This window comes from Frankia sp. CeRuru1 (genome assembly GCF_977966315.1).
Window position 1 is genome coordinate 1 of the sequence record NZ_CDWWEW010000045.1, and the last position, 20,285, is coordinate 20,285.

Annotated in this window: 18 protein-coding genes and 1 pseudogene; 16 read left to right on the forward strand and 3 right to left on the reverse strand. The window is 72.9% G+C overall.

Features of this window, described 5'->3' with window-relative positions; translation table 11 throughout:
• The first annotated feature begins 16 nt into the window (after window positions 1-16).
• Entirely contained in the window at window positions 17-1,558 is a 1,542-nt protein-coding gene (locus AC08OP_RS05575; protein WP_476613204.1) for a cupin domain-containing protein, read from the forward strand.
• Window positions 1,559-1,584: 26 nt separating this feature from the next.
• Here AC08OP_RS05575 and AC08OP_RS05580 read toward each other — a convergent pair whose 3' ends face one another.
• Window positions 1,585-2,238, reverse strand: a complete 654-nt coding sequence (locus AC08OP_RS05580; protein ID WP_476613205.1) for an MOSC domain-containing protein — start codon at window positions 2,236-2,238, stop codon at window positions 1,585-1,587.
• Between the two features lie 534 nt (window positions 2,239-2,772).
• On the opposite strand from AC08OP_RS05580, the gene AC08OP_RS05585 reads away from it, so the two are divergent.
• Together AC08OP_RS05585 and AC08OP_RS05590 are read left to right on the forward strand one after the other, a co-directional pair.
• Window positions 2,773-4,464, forward strand: coding sequence for an amino acid adenylation domain-containing protein (locus AC08OP_RS05585; protein ID WP_476613206.1), 1,692 nt, complete (start codon window positions 2,773-2,775; stop codon window positions 4,462-4,464).
• A 164-nt stretch (window positions 4,465-4,628) separates the two neighbouring features.
• Window positions 4,629-5,624, forward strand: a complete 996-nt coding sequence (locus AC08OP_RS05590) for an iron-siderophore ABC transporter substrate-binding protein (protein ID WP_476613207.1) — start codon at window positions 4,629-4,631, stop codon at window positions 5,622-5,624.
• A 142-nt stretch (window positions 5,625-5,766) separates the two neighbouring features.
• On the opposite strand, the gene AC08OP_RS05595 is transcribed toward AC08OP_RS05590, so the two are convergent.
• Together AC08OP_RS05595 and AC08OP_RS05600 are read right to left on the reverse strand one after the other, a co-directional pair.
• Window positions 5,767-5,943, reverse strand: a complete 177-nt coding sequence (locus tag AC08OP_RS05595) for a hypothetical protein (RefSeq protein ID WP_476611989.1) — start codon at window positions 5,941-5,943, stop codon at window positions 5,767-5,769.
• 94 nt (window positions 5,944-6,037) lie between these two features.
• Window positions 6,038-6,796 (reverse strand): IS110 family RNA-guided transposase, encoded by a 759-nt coding sequence (locus AC08OP_RS05600; protein WP_476613208.1) that lies wholly within the window; start codon window positions 6,794-6,796, stop codon window positions 6,038-6,040.
• Window positions 6,797-6,933: 137 nt separating this feature from the next.
• Here AC08OP_RS05600 and AC08OP_RS05605 point away from each other — a divergent pair.
• The 13 genes and pseudogenes from AC08OP_RS05605 to AC08OP_RS05665 form a co-directional block, all read left to right on the forward strand.
• A pseudogene (locus AC08OP_RS05605) lies at window positions 6,934-7,176 on the forward strand (hypothetical protein); the annotation flags it as partial.
• A gap of 171 nt (window positions 7,177-7,347) precedes the next feature.
• Window positions 7,348-8,109, forward strand: coding sequence for a hypothetical protein (locus tag AC08OP_RS05610; RefSeq protein ID WP_476613209.1), 762 nt, complete (start codon window positions 7,348-7,350; stop codon window positions 8,107-8,109).
• Between the two features lie 16 nt (window positions 8,110-8,125).
• Entirely contained in the window at window positions 8,126-9,298 is a 1,173-nt protein-coding gene (locus tag AC08OP_RS05615) for a hypothetical protein (RefSeq protein WP_476613210.1), read from the forward strand.
• A 32-nt stretch (window positions 9,299-9,330) separates the two neighbouring features.
• A complete protein-coding gene (locus AC08OP_RS05620) occupies window positions 9,331-9,765 on the forward strand; it encodes a hypothetical protein (RefSeq protein WP_476613211.1) in 435 nt (144 codons plus the stop codon).
• Between the two features lie 4 nt (window positions 9,766-9,769).
• Entirely contained in the window at window positions 9,770-10,018 is a 249-nt protein-coding gene (locus AC08OP_RS05625) for a hypothetical protein (protein ID WP_476593250.1), read from the forward strand.
• Window positions 10,018-13,260 carry a hypothetical protein gene (locus AC08OP_RS05630; protein ID WP_476613212.1) on the forward strand — a complete coding sequence of 1,081 codons (3,243 nt, stop codon included), beginning with the start codon at window positions 10,018-10,020 and terminating at the stop codon, window positions 13,258-13,260. Before AC08OP_RS05625 ends, AC08OP_RS05630 begins: the two co-directional genes overlap by 1 nt.
• Window positions 13,257-14,888, forward strand: a complete 1,632-nt coding sequence (locus AC08OP_RS05635) for a polymorphic toxin type 4 domain-containing protein (protein ID WP_476613213.1) — start codon at window positions 13,257-13,259, stop codon at window positions 14,886-14,888. The genes AC08OP_RS05630 and AC08OP_RS05635 overlap by 4 nt, the downstream gene beginning before the upstream one ends.
• A gap of 6 nt (window positions 14,889-14,894) precedes the next feature.
• A complete protein-coding gene (locus tag AC08OP_RS05640) occupies window positions 14,895-15,389 on the forward strand; it encodes a hypothetical protein (RefSeq protein WP_476595291.1) in 495 nt (164 codons plus the stop codon).
• Window positions 15,390-15,476: 87 nt separating this feature from the next.
• Window positions 15,477-16,076: a hypothetical protein gene (locus AC08OP_RS05645; protein WP_476613214.1), complete on the forward strand. Its 600-nt coding sequence runs from the start codon at window positions 15,477-15,479 to the stop codon at window positions 16,074-16,076.
• Complete coding sequence (locus tag AC08OP_RS05650; protein WP_476613215.1) at window positions 16,073-18,103, forward strand: hypothetical protein; 2,031 nt, start codon at window positions 16,073-16,075, stop codon at window positions 18,101-18,103. The genes AC08OP_RS05645 and AC08OP_RS05650 overlap by 4 nt, the downstream gene beginning before the upstream one ends.
• Window positions 18,104-18,105: 2 nt before the next feature.
• Window positions 18,106-18,468, forward strand: a complete 363-nt coding sequence (locus AC08OP_RS05655; protein ID WP_476613216.1) for a hypothetical protein — start codon at window positions 18,106-18,108, stop codon at window positions 18,466-18,468.
• On the forward strand, window positions 18,469-18,981 hold the full coding sequence (locus AC08OP_RS05660) for a hypothetical protein (RefSeq protein ID WP_476613217.1): 513 nt from the start codon (window positions 18,469-18,471) through the stop codon (window positions 18,979-18,981).
• A partial coding sequence (locus tag AC08OP_RS05665) for a hypothetical protein (RefSeq protein WP_476613218.1) occupies window positions 18,974-20,285 on the forward strand: 1,312 nt, incomplete at its 3' end. The genes AC08OP_RS05660 and AC08OP_RS05665, both read left to right, overlap by 8 nt.

Genomic DNA, 20,285 nt, shown 5'->3' on the forward strand with positions numbered 1-20,285 from the left:
CCAGAGGAGGAACTCGATGACTTCGGACCAGACCACGACGCTGGCCGGGCCCACCACCCCGGAGCGCTCCCTCGACCCAGTGCCGGCGGCGAGCGCGCCGGTGGAGCAACCCGGCCGCTCGGAACCCGTCGAGCCGGCCGGGCCCGACGATCTGGCCCGCCGGGTGGAGGCCGCCCAGCACGGACCGGGCGCGCACGCCCTCGTGCGCTCGTTCGCGTCGAACCCCGCCTTCCGCCCGGCCGAGTGGGAGGAGCTGACCACCGAGGACGACCCGTACCGGCGCCCGGTCCGGCCCGCCGACCTGGCCTGGCTCGACTACGGCACCGCGCTGGGACCCGAGGAGACCCTCAAGCTCTCGGGCCTGCTCGGGCACCGGATGCTGCGCAACATCTACGACGCGGACCTGCTGTACCTGCCGCCGAACCGCAACGCGGCGGCCGATCGTGACGCCCCGGACTTCTACGGCGCGGGGAACCGGCTGCGTGGCGCGCTCGCCCAGCCGGTCCTCGAACGCCACCTGTTCTCGTTCCTGGCGCACCAACGCCCGTCCCCGCCGGTCGGCCCGTCCGCCGGCGGGTTGCTGAGCGAGCTGCGCGGTTACTGGGAGGAACGCCGGGACCACCCGGGGGACGCGTTCACGGTGCTGCGCGGCACCCGGGACCGGCGCGAGGCGACGACCTTCGCGTTGTTGCAGCTCTCAGCATTCCTGCCCGCGGTACGCACGGCGACCGCCCGCGCGTCGCTCGGCGAGTACGACCTCGCCCAGCCGTTCGCTCGGCGACTGCTTCTCGACGACTACCGGCGCTGGGTGGCGGGCTCGGACGCCTGGACGGCCCTGCTCGCCGTGGCCGGGCTCACCCCGACGGCCGGGGCCTACTGGCAGCTCTACCTGAATACCTCGTTGGCCCGGGGCAACCGTCTCCACCAGCTGTCCCGCGCGCCGCACCGGCACGCCGAGCTGCTCGGCGCGTTCGTGCACCAGCGCATCGACGACGCGGTCGCCGCCGCCGCCTGGGCGGATGCGGTCGAGGACGGCCTCGGCGAGCGGCCGGCATTCTTCGCCTCGCCACCGCCGGCGCTGACCCCCGCCGCGCTGGACGACCTGGTCGACACGCTGCTCACCCCGCTGCTCGCGCTGTCCGGGGATGCGGCCCTGACCGCCTTTCACGCCGGTTTCACGGACGCCGCCCAGCTCGCCCGCCGCTGGGACCGTGACCTCGCCGAGCAGCTGGCCTGGGCCGACTCGATCGAGGAGTACAAGGCGAAGGCCGAGGCCATCGACGCCTACCTCACCACCGAGGGGATAGCGGTCGACCTCGACACGTTCGTCGAGTCGTGTGACGAGACATCGACGACGCACGTCCACGATGAGCACCGGCTGGTCATGATCGAGTCGGGTGACATGCACTTCTGGAACAACGTCACTCACAAGATCGCGTTGAGTGACGGCGATAAGATTCTCATTCCCAAGTCGCGGCTGCACGGATCGACGGTGCTCTCGGGATCGTGCACCTACCACCAGCCGATCATTCCGGACGACATGTACCTGAAGTTCTGACCGCGCCCGGCCCGGCGACCGAGACGTTACCCGCCGCTGGCGGGAGCTGATCGGGCCAGCCGTCGCTGAACTTTGTTCCGTAGGTCTTCCGGAAGGAGATCCGTGATGCCGCCGAGGGCGGGCAGCCCGTCGGGCTCGGTCGTGAGCGCTCGGAAGACCTGCCCGACGGTTATCCCGTGCCCGGGCCGGCGCAGGACTGTGATCGAATCCCCGGCGGCGGCCTCTCCTTCGGCCAGAACCCGCAGGTACGCGCCGGGCGTACCGCGCCGCGAAAAGCGCTTAATGAGATCCGGGACGTCCCAGAATCCGGCGAAAACACGGCAGGGGGTGCGGGGCGAGGTCACCTGGACCACCGCGGACCCGACGGCCCAGACCTCGCCGATCCGAGCGCCGGTGACATCCATTCCCAACGACGTCAGGTTCTCCCCGAAACTACCCGGAGGGATATCACGGTCAAGGGAGCGCGACCACCAGGAGAAATCTTCGTGAGCGAACACGTACACGGCCCGATCAACACCGCCATGAAACGTCAGGTCGCAGATGGTGTCTCCGCGCAGGCCGTACCGGCCGACGTGCACCGGCCCCTCGGCGGGACGCTTGTCAATCCCGCTCCGACCCTGCCTTCCGGTCCACGCATCAGTTCGGACGACGGCGATGTTGACGGCAAGAACACTTCCCATCAGGGGTCACTTTCCTGTGGCCGGGCAGGTATTCCGGGGACTCTTTTAGCGGCCCGGGCGTCTGGATCGCTATTTCCTGGGTCGCTATCGCCTGGATCGCTATCGCCGGTGCGCGTCACGCCCATGAGTGTATCGCACCCGTCGGGATTTCCGTACCGAGCGGGAAACCGCCGGTTCGGCGCTGGAAACCAGCACGGCGATGATCCGGACCGGTTGGACCGGTTGGACCGGTTGGCCGGCCTACCGGCGTCCGGCGCCGCGCCGGCTGGCTCCGGTCCCGGAGGCTTGTCCGCCGCCGGCGAGCCCGGCGGTGGCGGTCCGGACCCGGTCCGGCGGCCACGATCTTGATTAAGTAAGCTTTACCTTGAGTAGGTAAGGCTTACTTGCTAAACTGTCAAAAGTTGATCACATCAAGGTGGGCGGCCTGACGCTGTACCGACCGAACTCCGCGCCGGCCGCTTCCCCGTCGGGTTTCCGGGGCGTGGTGGCTGACGCCTGGCATTGACGGTTCCCGCTTCATTGTCGACGGATGGAATGGTTGTGAGCTTGCGCTTTGAGGAACCCGGGCCACCGCCGGTCGAGCCGGTCGAGCCGGCCGGCCCGCCGACGACGCTCGAGTGCTGCAACGACGCCAGCCTGCCCGCGCGGGCCTCGACCGTCGCCCATCTGTTCACCGCCCAGGCACGGCGCTCACCGGGCGCGACCGCCGTCGTGGCACCCGGAGTGCGGTTGACCTACCGGGAGCTCGGCGCCCGGGTCTTCCAGCTCGCCCGGGCGCTACGGGCACAGGGCCTCGGGCCGGAAGACATCGTCGGCATCCGGCTGGTCCGATCAGCGGAGATGATCGTCGCGGTCCTCGCGGTCATGGTCGCGGGCGGGGCGTTTGTCCCGGTCGAGCCGGCCTGGCCCGACCAGCGGCGCCGGCGGGTGCTGGCCGACGCGCGAGCCCGGCTGATCGTGACCGGTCCGGCTGCGCCGGTGGAGTCCGGCGGGCTGGTGGACGGTGTGCCCGCCGTGCCGGTCGACCTGGGCGCCTGGTCCTGGGGCGGCGAGTCGGCCGAGCCGCTCGACCTGCCGGTCCCCCCGGCGGGGCTGGCCTACGTGATCTTCACCTCCGGGTCGACCGGAACTCCCAAGGGGGCGATGATCCGGCATGACGCGATAGCCGAACGGCTGCGGTGGCAGGTGACGGATCTGTTCGCCTTCGGCGCGCACGATGCGTCCCTGTTCAAGGCGCCGTTGTCGTTCGACATTTCGATCAACGAGATTCTGCTACCGCTCGTCTGTGGCGGCCGGGTGGTCGTGGCGGAGCCGGACGGTGAGCTTGACCCGGGATACCTGCTTGAGCTTATCGAGGGGGAGCGGGTCACCTTCGTCTATCTGGTGTCGTCGATGCTGGACGTTCTGTTGGAGGCGGCGGAAGGGACGTCGGCGCTCGGCTCGCTGCGGCATGTCTGGTGCGGAGGCGAGGTCCTGACACCCGCGCTTTTCGCCCGTTTCCGCGCCCAGGTCGACACTGCGCTCTACCACGGGTACGGCCCGGCCGAAACGACGATCGGCGTCTCTCATGTGATCTACCGGGACAGCGCCGAACGGCTCGCCGCATCCATCGGCCGACCGAATCCGCACACCCAGCTCCACGTCCTCGACGACTTGCTGGCCCCGGTGCCCTCCGGTGCGGTCGGCGAGCTGTACGTGGCCGGTTTCCTGCTCGGCCGCGGTTATGTGAACAACGGGGCGCTGACCGCGTCGCGTTTTGTCGCCAACCCGTTCGCCGGTGATGGCGCGCGGATGTACCGCACCGGAGATCTCGCCCGGTGGAACAGCGCCGGCTGGCTGGAATTCGTGGGCCGGGCCGACAACCAGGTGAAGATCCGCGGGATGCGGCTGGAGCTGGAGGAGGTCGAGGCTGCGCTGGCCGGGCATCCCCGGGTGCGGCGGGCGGCGGTCGTCCTGTCCCGGGACGCCGCCGCGCCCCGGCTGCTCGCCTTCGTCGTCCCCGATGCCGATCGGGCCGGAGCCGATGCCGGCCCGGCCGGCGGGACGCTCGCCGACGAGGTGCTGGCCTGGTGTGCCGACCTGCTTCCCCAGTACATGGTGCCGAGCGTCGTGACCGTGGTCGACACGCTCCCCGTCACCGCCGGCGGGAAGGTGGACCGCCGGGCGCTCACCGACCCATGCCCGGATTTGTCGGCGGATGGGGTAGACGAGGACGCCGTCATCTAATTAACTAAGCCTTACCTAACTTACGTCTACCTAGTCAGCGGCGCGTGACCACAAGGAGAGACGGCATCTCATGCCGGCGGATCCAGCCTCATCGCCGGATGGGAAGCGACCCGCGACCCGCGAGCCGTCCCGGCGCGCGGCCTGACCACGGAAACGAGAAAGCAGTGCGAAACAGACTGAAACTCCTCCTGGCGGCGATCCTGGCCGCTACCGCGTTGGCCGTCACGGCCGGCTGCGGCAGTAGCGGCGACGGCAGCGGTGGGACGGCCGCGTCGGCGAGCGCGGCGACGGGCAGTTTCCCGGTCACGCTGAAGAACAAGTTCGGTACCACGGTCATCAAGTCCCAGCCGAAGCGGATCATCGCGCTCAGCTATGAGGAGGACACTCTGGCGACGCTCGGCATCACGCCGATCGCGTACGCGAAGAACGAATATAAGCCCGACGGCGTCTTCCCCTGGCTCCAGGGAAAGATCGACCTGTCGAAGAGCACCGCGCTGGGCACCAGCGGGGACTTGAACCTCGAGCAGATTGCCGCGCTGCATCCCGACCTGATCCTGGCCACCAACTTCTACGGCCTGGCCGACTACTACGACCGGCTCTCGAAGATCGCGCCGACCGTCGGCTACACGGATGACGCCGGCATCGCGACCTGGCAGGAGAACAGCACCATCATCGGCAAGGCCGTCGGCCGCGACGCCGACACCCGGAAGGCGATCGCCGCCATCGAGAAAATCATCCAGGACACCAGGTCGAGCCTTCCCGGCCTGGCCGGCAAGACGTTCAGCTACTCCTTCTACTACGAGCCGGGCGGGCTCGCGGTCATCGACGACCCGAAGACGGTGTCCGTCCAGCTCTACACCGAACTCGGAATGAAGCTCGCGCCGGGTGTGACGGCCAATGTAGTGGACCGGTCGCTGAGCATGGAGAAGCTCGACGCATTGGACGCGGACTTCGTGCTGATCGGTTTCGCCACCCCAGCCCTGAAAACCGAGATGAACGGCAACAAGCTGTTCACCGACATCCCGGCGGTCAAGGCGGGACGGGTCCTGCAGGTCGACGCCTTCACGGCCGGCGCGGTCAACAACCCGACGATCCTCAATATCCCGTGGCAGCTCGAGCAGCTCAAGCCGACCCTGGCCAAGGTCGCGGACAGTAGCTGACCGTCGGTGAGTCGGGGCTCGCGCGGCGCGGCCATCGCCGCGCGAGCCCCCGTACTGACCTACATCCGGACCGAACCGGGACTGAATCCGGATAGGACGGCCCCGGATCGAACCTGACACCAGACCCGGAGCAGGCCCGGACTCAACCCGGACGGCTCTGTTGCGTCCGGCTGGCACGACCCTGCGCCGGCGGCCAGGCATGATCAGATGGTGACTCGCGTCCGTCCTCGTCGAGCACCGGGGCGGCGGCCTGGGCGCCGGCGGCTGCCGGTTCGCCCGCGATCGTCTCCGCTGCCGGATCTGTCGTCATGCTGGTCATCTGGTGCCTCCTCTACCTGCGCGTATGCACAGAGCATCACCGTGGAGTTACACCGTTGTTCTGGCTCTGCCGCACATCCGGTGGTGACTGTGCGTTAGCCGAGCAGGATCCGGTGGCGGAGGAGCGGGAAGCCGGCGCGGCCGTGCATCTGGCGCATGATCCGCTTGGTCTTGGTGTTTACGCCTTCGGTGCCGCCATTGTTGTAGGGCAACGTCAGGGCGTGATCGACGGCGTCGCGGTCGAGGCCGAGGCCGCGGGTGAAGGCTTGTAGGTGCGGCAGGTCGGCGGCCCGCGCGCTGGTGATCCATTCAGTGATCATCTTCTCCAGGAGCGCCCGGCCGGAGACCCCCAGCAGCTGGGACGCGACGCTGGTGAGTTTCACTCCGGCGTCCCGCATCAGCTTCTCCAGCCGCTGCACTTCACGGGTCTTCTCCTCCACGACCGTGCGCCGCGCCCGGGTGAGGTCTCGCAGGTCCCGGAACGGCTTCGGAGGGACGAACGACGGCCGGACCAGGCCGTGCGCGACGAGCTCCGCAAGCCACGCCGCGTCCGCCACATCCGTTTTCCGACCTGGTACGTTACGGACATGCGCGGCGTTGAGAAGCCAGCACTCGAACTGGTCTTCCAACAGGTGGAAGACAGGTTTCCAGTAAACCCCTGTTGATTCCATTCCCACGACCGTGACCTTGTTCTGGGCCAGCCAGTCCGCGAGGAGACCCAGCGAACCCCCGGCCGTGGTGAACGTACGGGTCTCGACTTTCGCGGGCCCTTTCGCGGGCTGTATCCGTACCGCCGCGGCCACCGTGTCCCGATGAACGTCGAGCCCCGCGCAGCGCGGGAACACCACTTCCACCCTTCAAACACGGGCTCGTCCGCACCAGAGAGAGCCGACGTCGACCGGGCAACGCCCCACCATCATCCCAGCCACACCCCGGCACCCGACAAACAGTCCACCGCAGCCCCACAAGAATTCTCATCCGAATCCCGGTGCTGGAGGTCCTGCTCGCGGTCGTGGTGTGTGCCTTTGCCTCGGCGATGATCGGGCTCATCGTCTCGTCCCTCGTCGACAACCCGGACAAGACGATGCCGCCGCTGGTGCTCATCACCATGGCGCAGCTGGTCCTCACCGGCGGCCTCGCCGTCGGGGTCGTGAGCATCCTGGTCACCGCGCTGTTGCTGCGCCGGATTGATCCCAAGATCGTGAGAAGGGCCGACCGGGCGGCGGCGGACTGAGGACGGGTCCGGTGTGGAGCAGTCACCTCCGTCGCGCACCGCGACCGCGGAGTTCCCCTGTTCGGCGGACGCCCCCGAAACGCTCGCGTATTCTGCGCGATCAGGACGAGGTCCCGGTGACCGCCGGGAGATCGACAAGGCTGCACTCGACAAGGCTGTTGGGGAGGCGGTGTGGACTTCGAGGACGCCGCTCTCGTGCGGCTGGCGGACGAGGCCTCCCGCGCCGCGTTGTTCGACCAGGCCGCGCTGGCCGCCGTCGCTGCCGCCGGCTATGACCATCCCGAGTTCGAGGGCCCCTACTCGGCCGTCTTCGACAGCGTCGAGCTGGTCGTGGACCTCGCTGGGTCGGTCCGGTTGCACGGGATGGTCCGGCGGCTGGAGGACCCGGTCCCCTACGAGGTTGACCTGCTGGCCGCCGGCCTGGTCGACGCCGCCGTCCCGCGGGTGACCGCCCTGTGGCGGGGCGCCGTGGTGGCCCGGTACCGGCCGGCGGGCGAGCCGGTCACCGCCGTCACGTCGCAGTGGCTAGCCGGTGGGCCGCCCGGTGGGCCCGCCGGGGACGTCGCCACCGGCCAGGTGCGGGTGGCGTTCGCCGACCCCGCCGGCACCGCCACCGTCGTGCGCCGGCTGCCGGTCACCGCACCGATCCTGGCCCGCGGCGCCGGGAGCGGCGTCGCCGCTCTGCTGCGCGAGAGCGCCGTCGTCCGCCAGCGGGTGGTGGACGCCGGCGGCGAACCCAAGGCGGAACCGCACCTGCGCCGGCGGCACGCCGTGGTCGTGGTCTGGCTGCTGCCCGAGGCCGTCTTCGACGACGACGGCTGGCCCGGCCCAACCGCCGGTACCCCGGAACAGCTCCGGGCGGCACGACGGGCCATCGCGGCGTCCTGGCTCGCCCGTCACGGCATCGCCCTCGTCACCGCCACCCTCAGCTAGGACCTCGGAGGAAGCCATGCCCGTCGCCGCCGCGTACCCCTTCGTCGAGGTCCGCGTCGACACCTCGGCGCTGCAGCCGGTGTCCCAGCGCTCACCGGGTGTGCTCGCCGTGGTCGGCGCCACCCCGGACGGCCCCCGCGGCGGGACGGCGGCGGTGAACACCCCGCGACTCGTCAGCTCCCTGGCCGACGCCGCCACCCTGTTCTCCAGCATCCAGGGCGGCGTGGTGGAGGCGAACCCGCTGTACGAGGCGCTGCGGGTCGCGCTTCTGCAGGACCCCAAGCCGAGCACGGTCTACGGCGTCCGTGCGGCGGGCACGGCGCTCGCCGAAGCGCTGGCCTCGCTGGATGCCGCCGACGACGTCACCTTCGTGGTCCTGGCCGGGACCACGGCCGTCGGAGCGCCGGCTGGCGCCGAGGCGGCGACCGGTCTGCACGCGCTGAAGGCGCATGTGGAGTCGATGTCCGCCGAGGGCAACAAGCGGATCGGTGTCGCCATGGTCGACCCGGCCCGGCCGCGCAGCGCGACCTACGTCGATGACCTGGTCGACCTGTTGACCCCGCTGCGCAGCGACTCCAGCCGGATGGTGGTGGTCGCCGCCCGCGGCGCGACCGGGGACGTGGCCGCCGCGGCGGCGGCCGCGATCGCCGGGTACCCGCCGCAGGTGTCCGTCGTGCTCAAGCGGGTCCGCGGCATCCAGATGCCGCTGGCCGGGCAGTACAGCCCAGGCGAGATCCGAGAGCTGTCCGAGGCCGGGATCATCCCGGTCATCGATCCGGCGCTCATCGTGGGGGATGGCCTGCACTTCGCGGAGGGCCGCTGCTTCACCACCGACGCCACGCAGCTGTTCATCGACACCGTCCGGACCTTGGACGACATCGACTTCCGGCTCAAGGCCGGGCTGATCGGCCTGGTGGGCGACGCCCGGATCACCCGGTCCGGGCTGACCCTGCTCAAGGCCCGGATCGAGGGCATCCTCGGGCCGCTGCAACGCTCGTCGGCCATCGACGGCTTCCGCATCGGCATCCCGGTCCTGGACATCCTGACCTTGCCGGAAGGGTCCCGCTCGCCGGCCGACCAGGCGCTCGTCGCCCAGGCCCGGGCCAACCGCGCGGTGGATGTCGCGCTGGAGGTCGTGCTCGGCCCGGCCACCCACCGGATCGTCGTCACCCTCGCGCCGACCTTCTGACGTCATCGCCGCTCAACGGAAGGGGACATGTCATGCCCGACTGGAGGTCTCGGCTCGCCGTCTCCTGGCAGAACACCGACGGCGTTCACAAGATCGTCCCAGTGGACTCCTTCTCGCCGACCTTCACTCTCGGCGCGGAGGTGCTCAACTCCATCGAGGAGACGCACATCGGGGTGGTCTACACCCCGTCCACCATCACGTTCTCCCTTTCGGTGAAGGCGATCGGGGACTCCGCGGCGCAGCTTACGGCGCTGGCCCTGGCGGGCGCGCGGTTCGACATCATCCTGCAGGAGACCGAGCACGGCGCGGACTGGTCATTCACCAAGATCGTGATCAGCGACTGCGTCATCACCTCCGCCGCCCCGACGAACGCCACGATCGCCGGCGCCCCCTCGTCGGTGTTCTCCGGCTTCAGCCTCTCGGCGACGGTCGAGCCCAAGTCCGGCGAGTCCGCGACAGTCCGGTGACGGCGTGGCCGAGGATGCACGCCCCGGTGCCGTCCGGGTCCGCCAGACCGGGATCGCCCTCGTCCACGCCGGCGAGCTGGTGCTTCCCGCCGCCGGCAGCGAGGCCGAGCTGGAACCGGCCGCGGCCGACCCGCGCGCGGTCGTCGAGTACCACTTCCCGGTCGTGATCGAGGTGCGCGAGGCGCAGGCGCCGGACGTCGAGGCCATCGCGAAGCTGGCTGCGCGGCACATCGTGCGCGGGCTGCGGGACTGATGACCACCCGCGTCGTGCACCCCGTCCGGCTCGTCGTCGACGCCACCCGGCTGACCGACGCCGACCTGCTGGCGGACGCCGTCGAGGCCGGCGTGACCCGGGCGGTGCGGGCCAGCCGGGGCCGGGTGCTCGACGGCCTGCCGGACGGGATGGGCGTGCGCGTGCTGCCCGCAGAGATCAGCTGGGCCGGCGCGGCGGCGTCCGGGCTCACCGAAGACCAGCGGGCCGCCGTGGAACGTGTGGTGGCCGGGGCGATCGGTCGGGCGGTGGCCGCCGCCGGGGTGTCCGACGGGGTGCTGCGCCGCACATCCGCGGCGCAGCCGCCGGTCGGTGAGGCGGTGGACGCCGCCCGGTTCAGCCGGCCGTTGCGGCGCTACGTCATCCCCTCCTACCAGGGCGGCGACGCGGCGGTTGAGGTCCTCGACGACGGCGGCGAGCCCGGGGTCGCGGCGAGCCCGCCGGGGCGGACCGAGTCGACCACCGTCTGGTCGCCGGTGATGGCCGAGAACTACGTGCGGACGGCGCTGCGGGCGGTCCGGGTCTCGTCGGTGGCGCCGTCGGCGTCTGGGCTGGTCGGCGTGCTGTTCCTCGGCCCGTCCGGGGCTTACGAGATCGGGGCGGTCCACCCGGGCGAGCAACGGGTGGAGTCGTCCTTCCCGCTCGGCCGGTTCCGCTTCCCCCGCTTCGGCCAGCGCGAGGGTGAACCGCTCAGCTTCGACCCGGGAGTGGTGTACCGGCTGCGCTGGCAGGGCAGCGCGACGCAGGCCCGGACGGTGGTCACCGACTTCTACGCCGAGTCCTGGCGGCGGGCCGCCGAGCAGGCAGACCCCCGGCTACCCGGGCAGAGCGCCGCGGACCACGCCGCGGCCATCACCGACCTGGTGGACCGCGCGCTGGACACCGCCGTCGGCCGGGCCGCCCGCCTGGCCTGCTACCTGCTGCTCACCGGCCCCGGCGGCCGGCGGGACCTGGTCGAGATGGTCAGCCAGCCAGACTGGGTGCTGCCCGGGATGGAGCTCGACCTGGTCCCACTGTCAGAGACCTACCAGCTCGACGACGATGTCATCGTCGTCACCCCGGCCGGCGGCGCGCCTGGGGCGGGAGCGCCTAGTGGCCCGGAGCCAGCCGGCGGACCTGGTGGTCCGGGTGGCCCGGGCGGGTCCGGGGGCACCGCCGGAGCCGGTACCGGGCCGGGCGGCACCGGGACCGGCGACGGCGGCCCGGCCCGGGCGGGGACCGGCACCGGCGAGCGGGCAGGTGGCCAGCCGGGCCAGCCGGCCGGCGTCGGGTGGCCCTGGCCGGTCAGCGGGGGCGACGGGCCGCCGCTGGTCTGCGAGCCGTTCCTGGCCGAGCCGCCGGCGCAGGACCTGGTCGGCGTCCAGGGCCTGCTGGCCCGGATGCGCGACCTCGCCGCCCGGCTGCGGGTGGGGGAGTGCCACTACCTCGGCCGGTTCGCGCTGAACTGCGCGACGATGATCGCGGTGCGGGCGCACACGGTCGGCATGGAGGGTGTCCGCAGCACCGCCACCACCCAGGTCAGCGTCCGCCACGACGGCCGCGGCAACAACGGCTACCTCGACGTTCGGCCTGGCAGCACCCCGGAGTTCGCGGCACTGCGGACGCTCGCCGGTATCGCCACCGACCTGCACCGGTTCGCCGACGACCTGATGGCCGCCTACCAGGAACCGGAGAACCTCCGGCTGGTGAAGGTGCGCCCCGGCGGCGAGCCGTACGCCGGTGGCTGGGCCTGGCGCTTCTGGTCGGAGCTGTCGGAGTCCCTGCTCGACGCGTTCACCCTGCTCTACGCCGAGACCTGCCGGGTGCTGCTGCTACAGCAGCTCCGCTCCTCCCGCCACGGCATCGACGGGCGCCGCGGCGCCGGCTTCGACGCCACCGCGGCGGCCTTCTCGTCCACCCTGGCCATCCTCGGCGAGTCGGTCGTGGTGGTGACCACACTGCGGCACGCGATCACGCACTCCGAGGCCGTGCTCGTCACCGGCTCGGTCCGCGACGTCCTGTCGGTCAGCCAGACGATCCCAGCGGGCGACGGGATGATGTTCGTCGAGCTGCCGGCGCCGATCCGGTCCGTCCCGCCACGAGTGCTGGCCGTCGCCGGTGACGCCCTCGTCGAACGCCGCGGCGGTGACCGGGTGGTGCGGTTCCGGGACAGGGTCTGGACCGCCGCCGACCTGGACGCCGAGATCAACCTGCGGCGGGCGGTGGTCAACCAGGTCGACCCGCTGTTCCTGCAGATCGGGGATCTGGAGCCGCTGTACGCCCGGGCCCAGCGCGAACCGGCGTTCGTCGAGGAACACCTGCGGAGCCTGCTCACCCAGATGTCCGAGGCGAACGCCCGGATGCTGGCGCAGGCATCCGACCCGGCGGAGGGCGCCTACTTCGCCGTGGCGGCCTCGCAGTACGTCTGGCGCGAGGGCGGCGCCGACCGGCGCGGGCTGCGTTTCCAGCTGCAGGGCATCCATGCGTTGGCGGACGAGCAGCTTCGCACCGCGGCCCGCAACGACCGTCTCTACGTGCTGGGGATCAACCGGGCGGTGGGCCGCAAGGCCGCCCTCGACGACCTGCTGGTCATCGCCTCCACCGCGGGGATCATTGTGCTCGGCCTGCTCTGCGCTCCGCTGGGCGCTGTCGCCGCCGGAGCGATCACCGGCCTGGCCGGCCTGGCGCTGACCGCTGGTGATCTCGCCGAGGCCGGCCGCCAGAGGGACCTGTACCGGGCGCTGGAGGACCCGGAGCTGTTCCAGCGCTGGCAGGAGGTACAGGTCGCGCAGCTCATGGCCGCCCTGAGCGTCGCCTTCAGCGTGTTCGACGTGGTCGCGGTCGGGCGCGGCGCCCGGGCCATCGTGGCCAGCGCCCAGCACGGCCTGCGGGTCGCCGAGCGGGCGGGCCTGGCGGCGGGAGCCCGGTCGGTCGCGCGCAGCGGCCGCCGCGAGGTGCTGCGTGGCATGACCGAGCAGGTGCTGGCGCAGGCGGTGCGCCAGGCGGTCACCGACACTGCGGTGCTGGCCGTGATGTCCCTGGTCCTGCCCCGGCTGATCACCCCGGTGCTGGTGCCCTGGATCCGCCAGCAGGCCGTCGACCACGGCACCTTGGCCGAGGTCGACGCGGCCCTCGGCCCGCTCGCCGCCGGCCTGCCGGCACCGGCCCCGCGGACGGCGCCGGGCGGCCCCGTGGCGGGCGGACCGGTGGTGGGCGGGGCACCAGCGGACGGTGGGGAACGATGACCATCACTCCCGGGCTGCTCTCCGGCGCCCTGAGCCGCGCCGCCCGCGAGCACGCCGCCACCCTGGAGGCGCTGCAGCGGGCGCTCGACATCGTCTCCGGGCAGCGCCCAGCGGTGCTGCGGGTGGAGGCGCTGGCCGAGCGTGTCGTGCTCGCCTTGGCGCACCACCACGAGAGCCGGGTCGCGGGCACGCTCAGCCGGCTGGAGGAGTCGCTGGCCCGGCTGCTGGACGACGTCGAGGACCTGCGCGCCGGTGGCCGGGCCACCCGCCAGACCGCGCAGCGCCAGGCCGACCTGCACGTCCTAGCCGACGCCATGGAGCAGCTGCAGAACTTCGAGGAGGCCGTCCGTCACGACCTGGACCGCGGCGAGCTGCCCGAGACGGCGGCGGCCGTGTTGCGGGAGGCGTTCGAGGCCCTACCGGCGCCCGCCGCCGCGACCGCCGGTAGGGCATCGCGACCGCGTGGCCGGGCGGCGGGAACCGGCACCCGCGCAGGTGCTGCGGCGACTGGGACGGTGGCGACCGGACGCGCGGCCACACCGGCCGCGAGCCCGGCTGCGGGCGGCCCATCGACTCCCCCGCCGGGACGACGCGGTGGCCGGGTGGCGGCACTCAGTCCTGAGGAGCAGGCCCGCGCCGCGGCGGCCACCGCCCGCGACGCGCTGGAATGGGCGCACCAGCTGCGGGAGGCGTGGAGCCGCGGCCTGACCTTCGAGCCGGAGTCCCGCCACGCCGTCCCGCTGGGCTGGCCGGACCACCCGCTGCTGGTGGCGGAGATGCGCCGGCTGGACGACGCGGTGACCGCGTTCCGGTCCGGCCGGCGACCCGGCGTCCCGGTCAGCCAGGCGGAGGCGACCGCCCTGCGCGAGGTGGTGCATCGGGCCAACGAGGTGCTCCGGTCGTTCGGCCGCCGGTTCGAGGTGCTGCACGGCGGCAGCGAGCGGATCCCGCCGACCCGGCCGGTGCCCCCGGCCGCGGAGGCCGCGCTGGCCCCGGGGTCGCCGGGGGCACTCGCTGTCGCGGCGCGTCGGCGGGTCGCCGCGCTCACCGCCACCGCATCGCCGTCGCACCTGTTCGACGCGCTGGAGTTCGCGTCGCTCGACGTGACCGCCTCCGGCCGCCTGGGCGCCCCGCTGGCCCGGGACCTGCCCGGCATCGGCCTGGAGGCGCTGGCCCTGACCCCGGAGCAGATCCGCGCGCTGCCCACCAACCCGCCCTGGCTGGCCAGCCGGCTGGCCGCCGCCGTCGAGGGCTGGGAGCGGGCGCACCTGGTCGGGCCGGGCTTCGGCGGCGAGCTGTTCGCCGGCCTGATGCTGGCCCCGGAGGGGGTCAACCAGATCGCCCAGAACCGGATCATCGAGGAGGCCCTGCGGGTGGCCGCCACCGTGGTCGCCGACCCGGAGGTGACCGTCCGCGCGGAGGGCCGGCGGCTGGCGGTCCCGCTGCGGGACGGGTCCTTCGAGTTCGTCGACGTGCTGCACCGGGTGACGTACGACCTCGACCAGCCCAGCGGGGTGCCGCTGCTGTTCGTGATCGAGGTCCAGCCGGACGGCCACTGGCGGGTCACCCAGAACGACCTGCCGCCGGGGTCGTTCCGGGGCGACGCCCCGACCTCGGGGACGAGGTGACCGGACATGCCCGAGTCGAGCTTCGTGACCTACGGCCGGGTGCCGTCGGCGATCCTGTCCGACGGGGTGCTGGTGATCCCGCTGTGGGTGGTCGGCGCCATGTCGATCAGCGAGAGCTACCAGCTCCCCCCGGTCGGATCCACCGGTCACCGGGCGGTGGCCCAGGTGCACGACGACACCATCACGATGACCGCGTCCCTGGTCGGCCCCGAGCGGTTCGCCTGGAAGCTCGGCCTGGAGCAGCTCGCGGAGGCCAGCAAGCGCGGGTCGGCGCTGGGTGCCTTCACTGGCGGCAAGGTGGGTGGGCTGATCCTGGTCACCACGCTGACCATCCGCACCGACATCCAGGTGCAGAGCTTGTCGTTCTCGGTCAGCGCCGCCAAGCGTGAGGTGATCGACGTCCAGCTCACCCTGGCCCACCTGCCGCTGCCGTCGCTGCTGGGCAAGCTGCTCGACGTCGCCGCCGTCGGCGTCGGCGCGCTGGTCGACGTGGTCAGCTGAGGCGTGGTCAGTGTGAGGCGTTGTCAGGTGAAGCACGGTCAGGTGAAGCACGGTCGGTTGCAGCACGGTCGGTTGAAGGAGGACACGATGGCCCGGCTCAGCCCGGTCGTGGTGCGCACGCTGGTGCCGCCGGCGCCGTCCGCGGCCGCCGCGCCACCGCCCGGGTACACCCTGCTGGACACCACGCTGAGCCAGGGCCTGCCGGCCCGCTTCCCGCTCAGCGCCCGGCTCACCCTCGCCCTGGTGGTGCCCACCGGGCTGGCCCGCCCGTGGCTGCGCGCGGACCCGGCGACCGTGGTCTCGACCAGCGAGGAGCCACCGCCCGACGGTGCCAGCCGGCGGCCGGGGCTGGCCGACGCCGCCCGCCCCCCGATCCGGCTGGTGCTGGTCGCCGACGGCCGCCGGGTGTCCGAGGTCCCCCTGGTCCGGGGCGCGGAGCGGCTGCTGCCGGCCGACCCCGCCCGGCCCGCCGAGATCGCCGTCCGGCCGCTGGGCTGGCGGGTGACCGCGGGCGCGCTGGTCGGCCCGGGCACGTCCGGGTCCTGGCTGCGGCTAGCCTGGCGCAGCGTCGGCACGGCGCCGGACCACCCGCCGCGCCCGCCGCGCCGTCCGGGGGAGCCGTTGCCGGCGCACGCCGTCGGGTTCGGCCCGCCGGTGCCGGCAACCGCGACCCAGGAGTGGCGATGAGCCTGCTGACCGGCTTAGGGACCGGTGCGCTGACCGGGAACCACCCGGGGTACGTGGTCACTTTCCACGAGGTGGACGCCGCGGGCGGCGTGACCGACCCGCCGGCCCTCATCCTGCACAGCGACGCCGTCGAGGCGGAGATCTCCGCGCCGCTCACCGGCGACATCCAGGGCGGCTCGGCGACGGTCGCGTTCGCCGGGCTGACCGACACCGACCACCAGACGCTGGCCGCGCGTACCGCCGACGGCGCGGCCCGGCTCGCCGTCGCCCGGGTGCACCTGTTCTGGCGGGACACCAACAGCTCGGTTGGCGGGTACCTGACCAACCTGCTCGGCATCGGTGCGCTGACCGCCGGGCTGGGCTCGGCCGGCGCGTCCGGGGACACCCTCGCCCCGGTCCGGGTGGCGGAGCTGGCGGTAACCGGGGTGTCCCGGCGGCGCGGCAGCCGCCGCTACGAGACTGTCGTCACCGGCACCGAGCGGGTCGCCGTCGCGACCACCACCCGGCTGCGCGAACCGCTCAGCGTGGACGGCCTGGAGACGGCGGCCCGCCGGCTAGCTGAGCTGGCCGGGGTGCAGGCGGTCACCCACCCGGTGACCCCGGCCGACCCGGCGGTCCGGCCCGGCGAGATCCGGTTCACGGCGGCCCGCGGCGAGCGGGTCCGGGAGGCGCTGGTGCGCCTCGCGCGGCGCTGGGAGCTGGCCACCGGCCGCCACGGGCGGGGCCTGCTGCTGGTCCGCGACGGCGCGCTGCACGTCGGCGTCCGCCCGATCCCGCTGCGCGGCGACCCGCCGGCGCTGACCCACCCGACCGGGCTGCTGTCGGTCGAGGCGCTGCCTGCCCTGGTGCTCGACGCCGACGCGGACGGCGGCACCGAGCCCGCCCGCCGCGACCAGTGGCTGGTCCGGCTGCGCGGCCGCCCCGACATCCGGCCCGGCGACGTGGTCACCTTCGACCCGCCGCCGGGTGAGGGCACGGTGCAGCCCAACCTGGCCTCCGCGCTGCTGGGCGCCTTCGCGGCGCCGCTGACCGGCCTGCTCGGAGAGGGCACCGGCGCTCGCGGGTACGTGACCGGGGTCACCCACACGCTCAGCCGCTCGGCCGGCTTCCTCACCGAGCTCACCCTGGTCGGCCTGGCCGCCGGCGAGGACGGCTGGGACCGGCGTACTACCCCGGCCACGGCCGGCGCGGTGACCGGCGACGGCGCCCCGCCCACCGACCATCCCGACCCGGTCGTCGCGCTGCGCGCACAGCTGGAGGACGGCATCCAGCGCCGGCTGGCCACCCTGGAGGTCGCCGAGGTGGGTGAGGTCCGGGCGCACCGCCCGGCCGCGGAGGGGGATGCCGCCGCGCAGCGGGTCACCCTGTGGCAGGGCACCACGCCGGCGTCCGACGGCGCCGGGCACGGTGCCGTCCGGCTGCCGGTCGACCGGGCAACTCCGCTGGAGAAGACGAACGTGCCGTACGCGACGCCGTTCGCCTGGGGCCGCTACGGGCTGGTGGTGCCGCGCTACCCCGGCACCCGGGTGGTATCGGTGCATCGGCACGGGCAGCCGGACGACCCGGTCGACGTCGGCGCGGTGTGGCCGGACGGTGCGGGGCCCGACGCCCAGGCCGGCGACTGGTGGCTGTCGCTGCCAGCGGAGGTCCCGCCGGGGGAGCGTGCCTCGCTGCCCGCGGCGGCCACCCCGGTCCCACCGTCCGGCAAGGCCACCAACGACCTGGTGGACGCCGACGGCCACCGGGTGATCGAGGTCGGCAACCTGCGGCTGCGGATCGGCCCCGATGGCCTGGCCCCGGCCGGCACCAGGCCGACGCCCGCGCCGGACAAGGTCGTGCTGTCGGTGGAGCACTCCGACGGGACCACCCTGCTGGAGTTCACCGACTCCGGTGACGTCCGGCTAGTCGCGAAGGGCACGCTGACCCTCGCCGCGGCCAGCGTGGTCATCAAGGCCACCCAGCAGGACGTCGAGATGTCCGGCAAGAACGTCAAGGTCAGCGTCGACGAGCAGATGAAGGTGGAATGAGGATGCCGGTAGTGATCACGACCGGGGCCACGGTGGCCTGCTCGCTGCAGGGCCAGGTGGTCGTCGCCAACTCCGGTCCGGTGAAGCTCCTGGTGGGCGGCGAACCGGTGGCGCTGCAGTCCGGGGTGTCGAGCTGGACCGTGCAGCCGGGCTCCTGCACGGCCACCAACCCGGCCGGCGGCAGTCCCTCGCCCTGCACCTCGGTGGCCGCGCCGACCGCGGGGGTGGCGACCAAGCTCGTGGTCGGCGGCGTTCCCGTGCTGCTGGAGACGTTGTCGGCGCCCAGCGTCGGGTCGGCGGTGCCGCCGCCCGCGCATGCGGTCAGCGTGCAGCGCACCTCCACCACCACGCTGCAGGCGGTCTGAATGGCAGCATGGGACCCCCGGGCCCAGGACGGCCCCGAGGCATCCGCCCTGCGGCGGCGGGTGCTCGGCTGGGGCCTGGCCAGCGAGCCGACCCAGCCGGGCCTGGACCTCGGGCGCGACCTGGTGCTGCGGCCGGCGCCGGGGCGGGGTCGAGACCTCGGCGTCGTCGAGGGCTTACCGAACCTGGTGCAGGCGTTGGAGATCGCGCTGACCACCGGGCTGGGCGACGACGTCTTCAACACCGGGTTCGGCTTCGACGGCCTGCGGATGCTGGCCGGCGACGTCGACCCGCTGCTGGTCCGGGAGGGGGTCCGGGTGGCTGTGGTGGACACCCTGCGACGCGATCCGCGGGTCCGCCGGATCATCGACGTGACCCTGGTGGACAAGCGCGGCGAGCCAGGTCAACCGGGCGACGTGGGCTCGCGGCGCACCGCCTCGGTGCGCGCCACGTTCGAGGCGGCCAGCGGCGACCCCCTGGCACTGTCCGTCGACGGGGTGGTGCCGGGTGTCTAACCCGACGCCGCCGGACCTGCCGCCGGACCTGCCGCCCGTCGATGTCGTCGCCGTGGACGCCGCGGTGCTGCGGGCCACCGGCAGCGACGACGTCGGGGTGACGGCCGGCGGGTTCGTGCCCAAGCCGTTCACCCGGATCCTGGCCGAGAAGTTGGCCCTGGCCCGCGGCATCCTCGGCGAGGACGTCGACCTCACCTCGGCGTCCGTGCTGCGCAAGATCCTGGAGATCTCCGCCCTGGAGGATGCCCGCACCTGGGCGGCGCTGGGCGCCATGTTCGACAACAGCTTCATCGCCACCGCCACCGGCGAGGCGCTGTCCCTGCTGGGGGCGGAGGTCGGGCTGGCGCGGCCGTTCGGCGAGGCCCGCGGGCGGGTCACCCTGCAGCTGAACGGGACGCTCCCGGCCGACGTCGCCGAGGTGCGCATCCCGGCCGGGGCCCGGATGCTTACCCCCGGCGGGCACGACGCCGCCACCGCCGAGCAGGTGGTGCTGACCAGCGCCCAGCGGGTCGCCGAGGTGGCGGTAAGCGCCTTCCAGCCGGGGCCGGAGGGCAACCTGGACCCGCTGGTGTCCACCGTGACCGGCACCTTCCCGCAGCGGCTGGAGCGATGGAACCTGCTCGACCCCGCGCTGGCCGGCTACGCCGCCCTGGTGGCGCGCACCGATGGGCAGGTGACGGTCGGGATCACGCACAGTGCGCCGCTGACCGGAGGCACCCTGCGCTGGCCGGACGACCGCTACCGGGCGCTGCTGCTGCGGGCGCCGCGCTCGGTCTGGAGTGCGGACGCCGTGCAGGTCGCGGTGTCCCTGGTGCCCGGTGTCCGGCAGGTGCAGGTGCGCGACGGCCTGGGCGGCCTGGACCTGAACCAGTCGGTGTTCGGCACGCTGAGCTTCCTGGACGGGGTGTTCTCCACCGAGCGGGACATCACCAACCCCTTTTACCTGACCGTGCTGGTGGCCGAGACCCCGGCGGCGATCTGGGCCGGCCCGGGCGGGGTGCGGGAGGCCGTGCTGGCGGCGATCGAGGACGTCCGCCCGATGGGGATCTTCCCGTCGGTGGAGCGCGGCGACGCGGTGTCGGTGTCGCTGTCCGCGGACATCCTGGTGCGCGACGTGCCGTTGCCCAGTGGTGGCACCCAGGTGGTCAACGCCTCCCCGGCCGCCCAGGAGCTCAAGCGCCGGCTGTCGGAGCAGGTGCGCGGGTACGTCATGGGGCTGTCCTTCGGCGAGCCGGTGCGGGCGGCCGAGGTGAGCTACGCGCTGATGAGCGTTCCCGGCGTGCAGGACGTGCGCGACCTGGCCC

Excerpts from the sequence above, each read along its gene's own strand:
- AC08OP_RS05575 (WP_476613204.1), top strand. The coding sequence starts at position 17 with ATGACTTCGGACCAGACCACGACGCTGGCCGGGCCCACCACCCCGGAG.
- AC08OP_RS05580 (WP_476613205.1), bottom strand. The coding sequence starts at position 2,238 with ATGGGAAGTGTTCTTGCCGTCAACATCGCCGTCGTCCGAACTGATGCG.
- AC08OP_RS05585 (WP_476613206.1), top strand. The coding sequence starts at position 2,773 with ATGGTTGTGAGCTTGCGCTTTGAGGAACCCGGGCCACCGCCGGTCGAG.
- AC08OP_RS05595 (WP_476611989.1), bottom strand. The coding sequence starts at position 5,943 with ATGACCAGCATGACGACAGATCCGGCAGCGGAGACGATCGCGGGCGAA.
- AC08OP_RS05615 (WP_476613210.1), top strand. The coding sequence starts at position 8,126 with ATGCCCGTCGCCGCCGCGTACCCCTTCGTCGAGGTCCGCGTCGACACC.
- AC08OP_RS05620 (WP_476613211.1), top strand. The coding sequence starts at position 9,331 with ATGCCCGACTGGAGGTCTCGGCTCGCCGTCTCCTGGCAGAACACCGAC.
- AC08OP_RS05630 (WP_476613212.1), top strand. The coding sequence starts at position 10,018 with ATGACCACCCGCGTCGTGCACCCCGTCCGGCTCGTCGTCGACGCCACC.
- AC08OP_RS05635 (WP_476613213.1), top strand. The coding sequence starts at position 13,257 with ATGACCATCACTCCCGGGCTGCTCTCCGGCGCCCTGAGCCGCGCCGCC.
- AC08OP_RS05640 (WP_476595291.1), top strand. The coding sequence starts at position 14,895 with ATGCCCGAGTCGAGCTTCGTGACCTACGGCCGGGTGCCGTCGGCGATC.
- AC08OP_RS05645 (WP_476613214.1), top strand. The coding sequence starts at position 15,477 with ATGGCCCGGCTCAGCCCGGTCGTGGTGCGCACGCTGGTGCCGCCGGCG.
- AC08OP_RS05650 (WP_476613215.1), top strand. The coding sequence starts at position 16,073 with ATGAGCCTGCTGACCGGCTTAGGGACCGGTGCGCTGACCGGGAACCAC.
- AC08OP_RS05655 (WP_476613216.1), top strand. The coding sequence starts at position 18,106 with ATGCCGGTAGTGATCACGACCGGGGCCACGGTGGCCTGCTCGCTGCAG.
- AC08OP_RS05660 (WP_476613217.1), top strand. The coding sequence starts at position 18,469 with ATGGCAGCATGGGACCCCCGGGCCCAGGACGGCCCCGAGGCATCCGCC.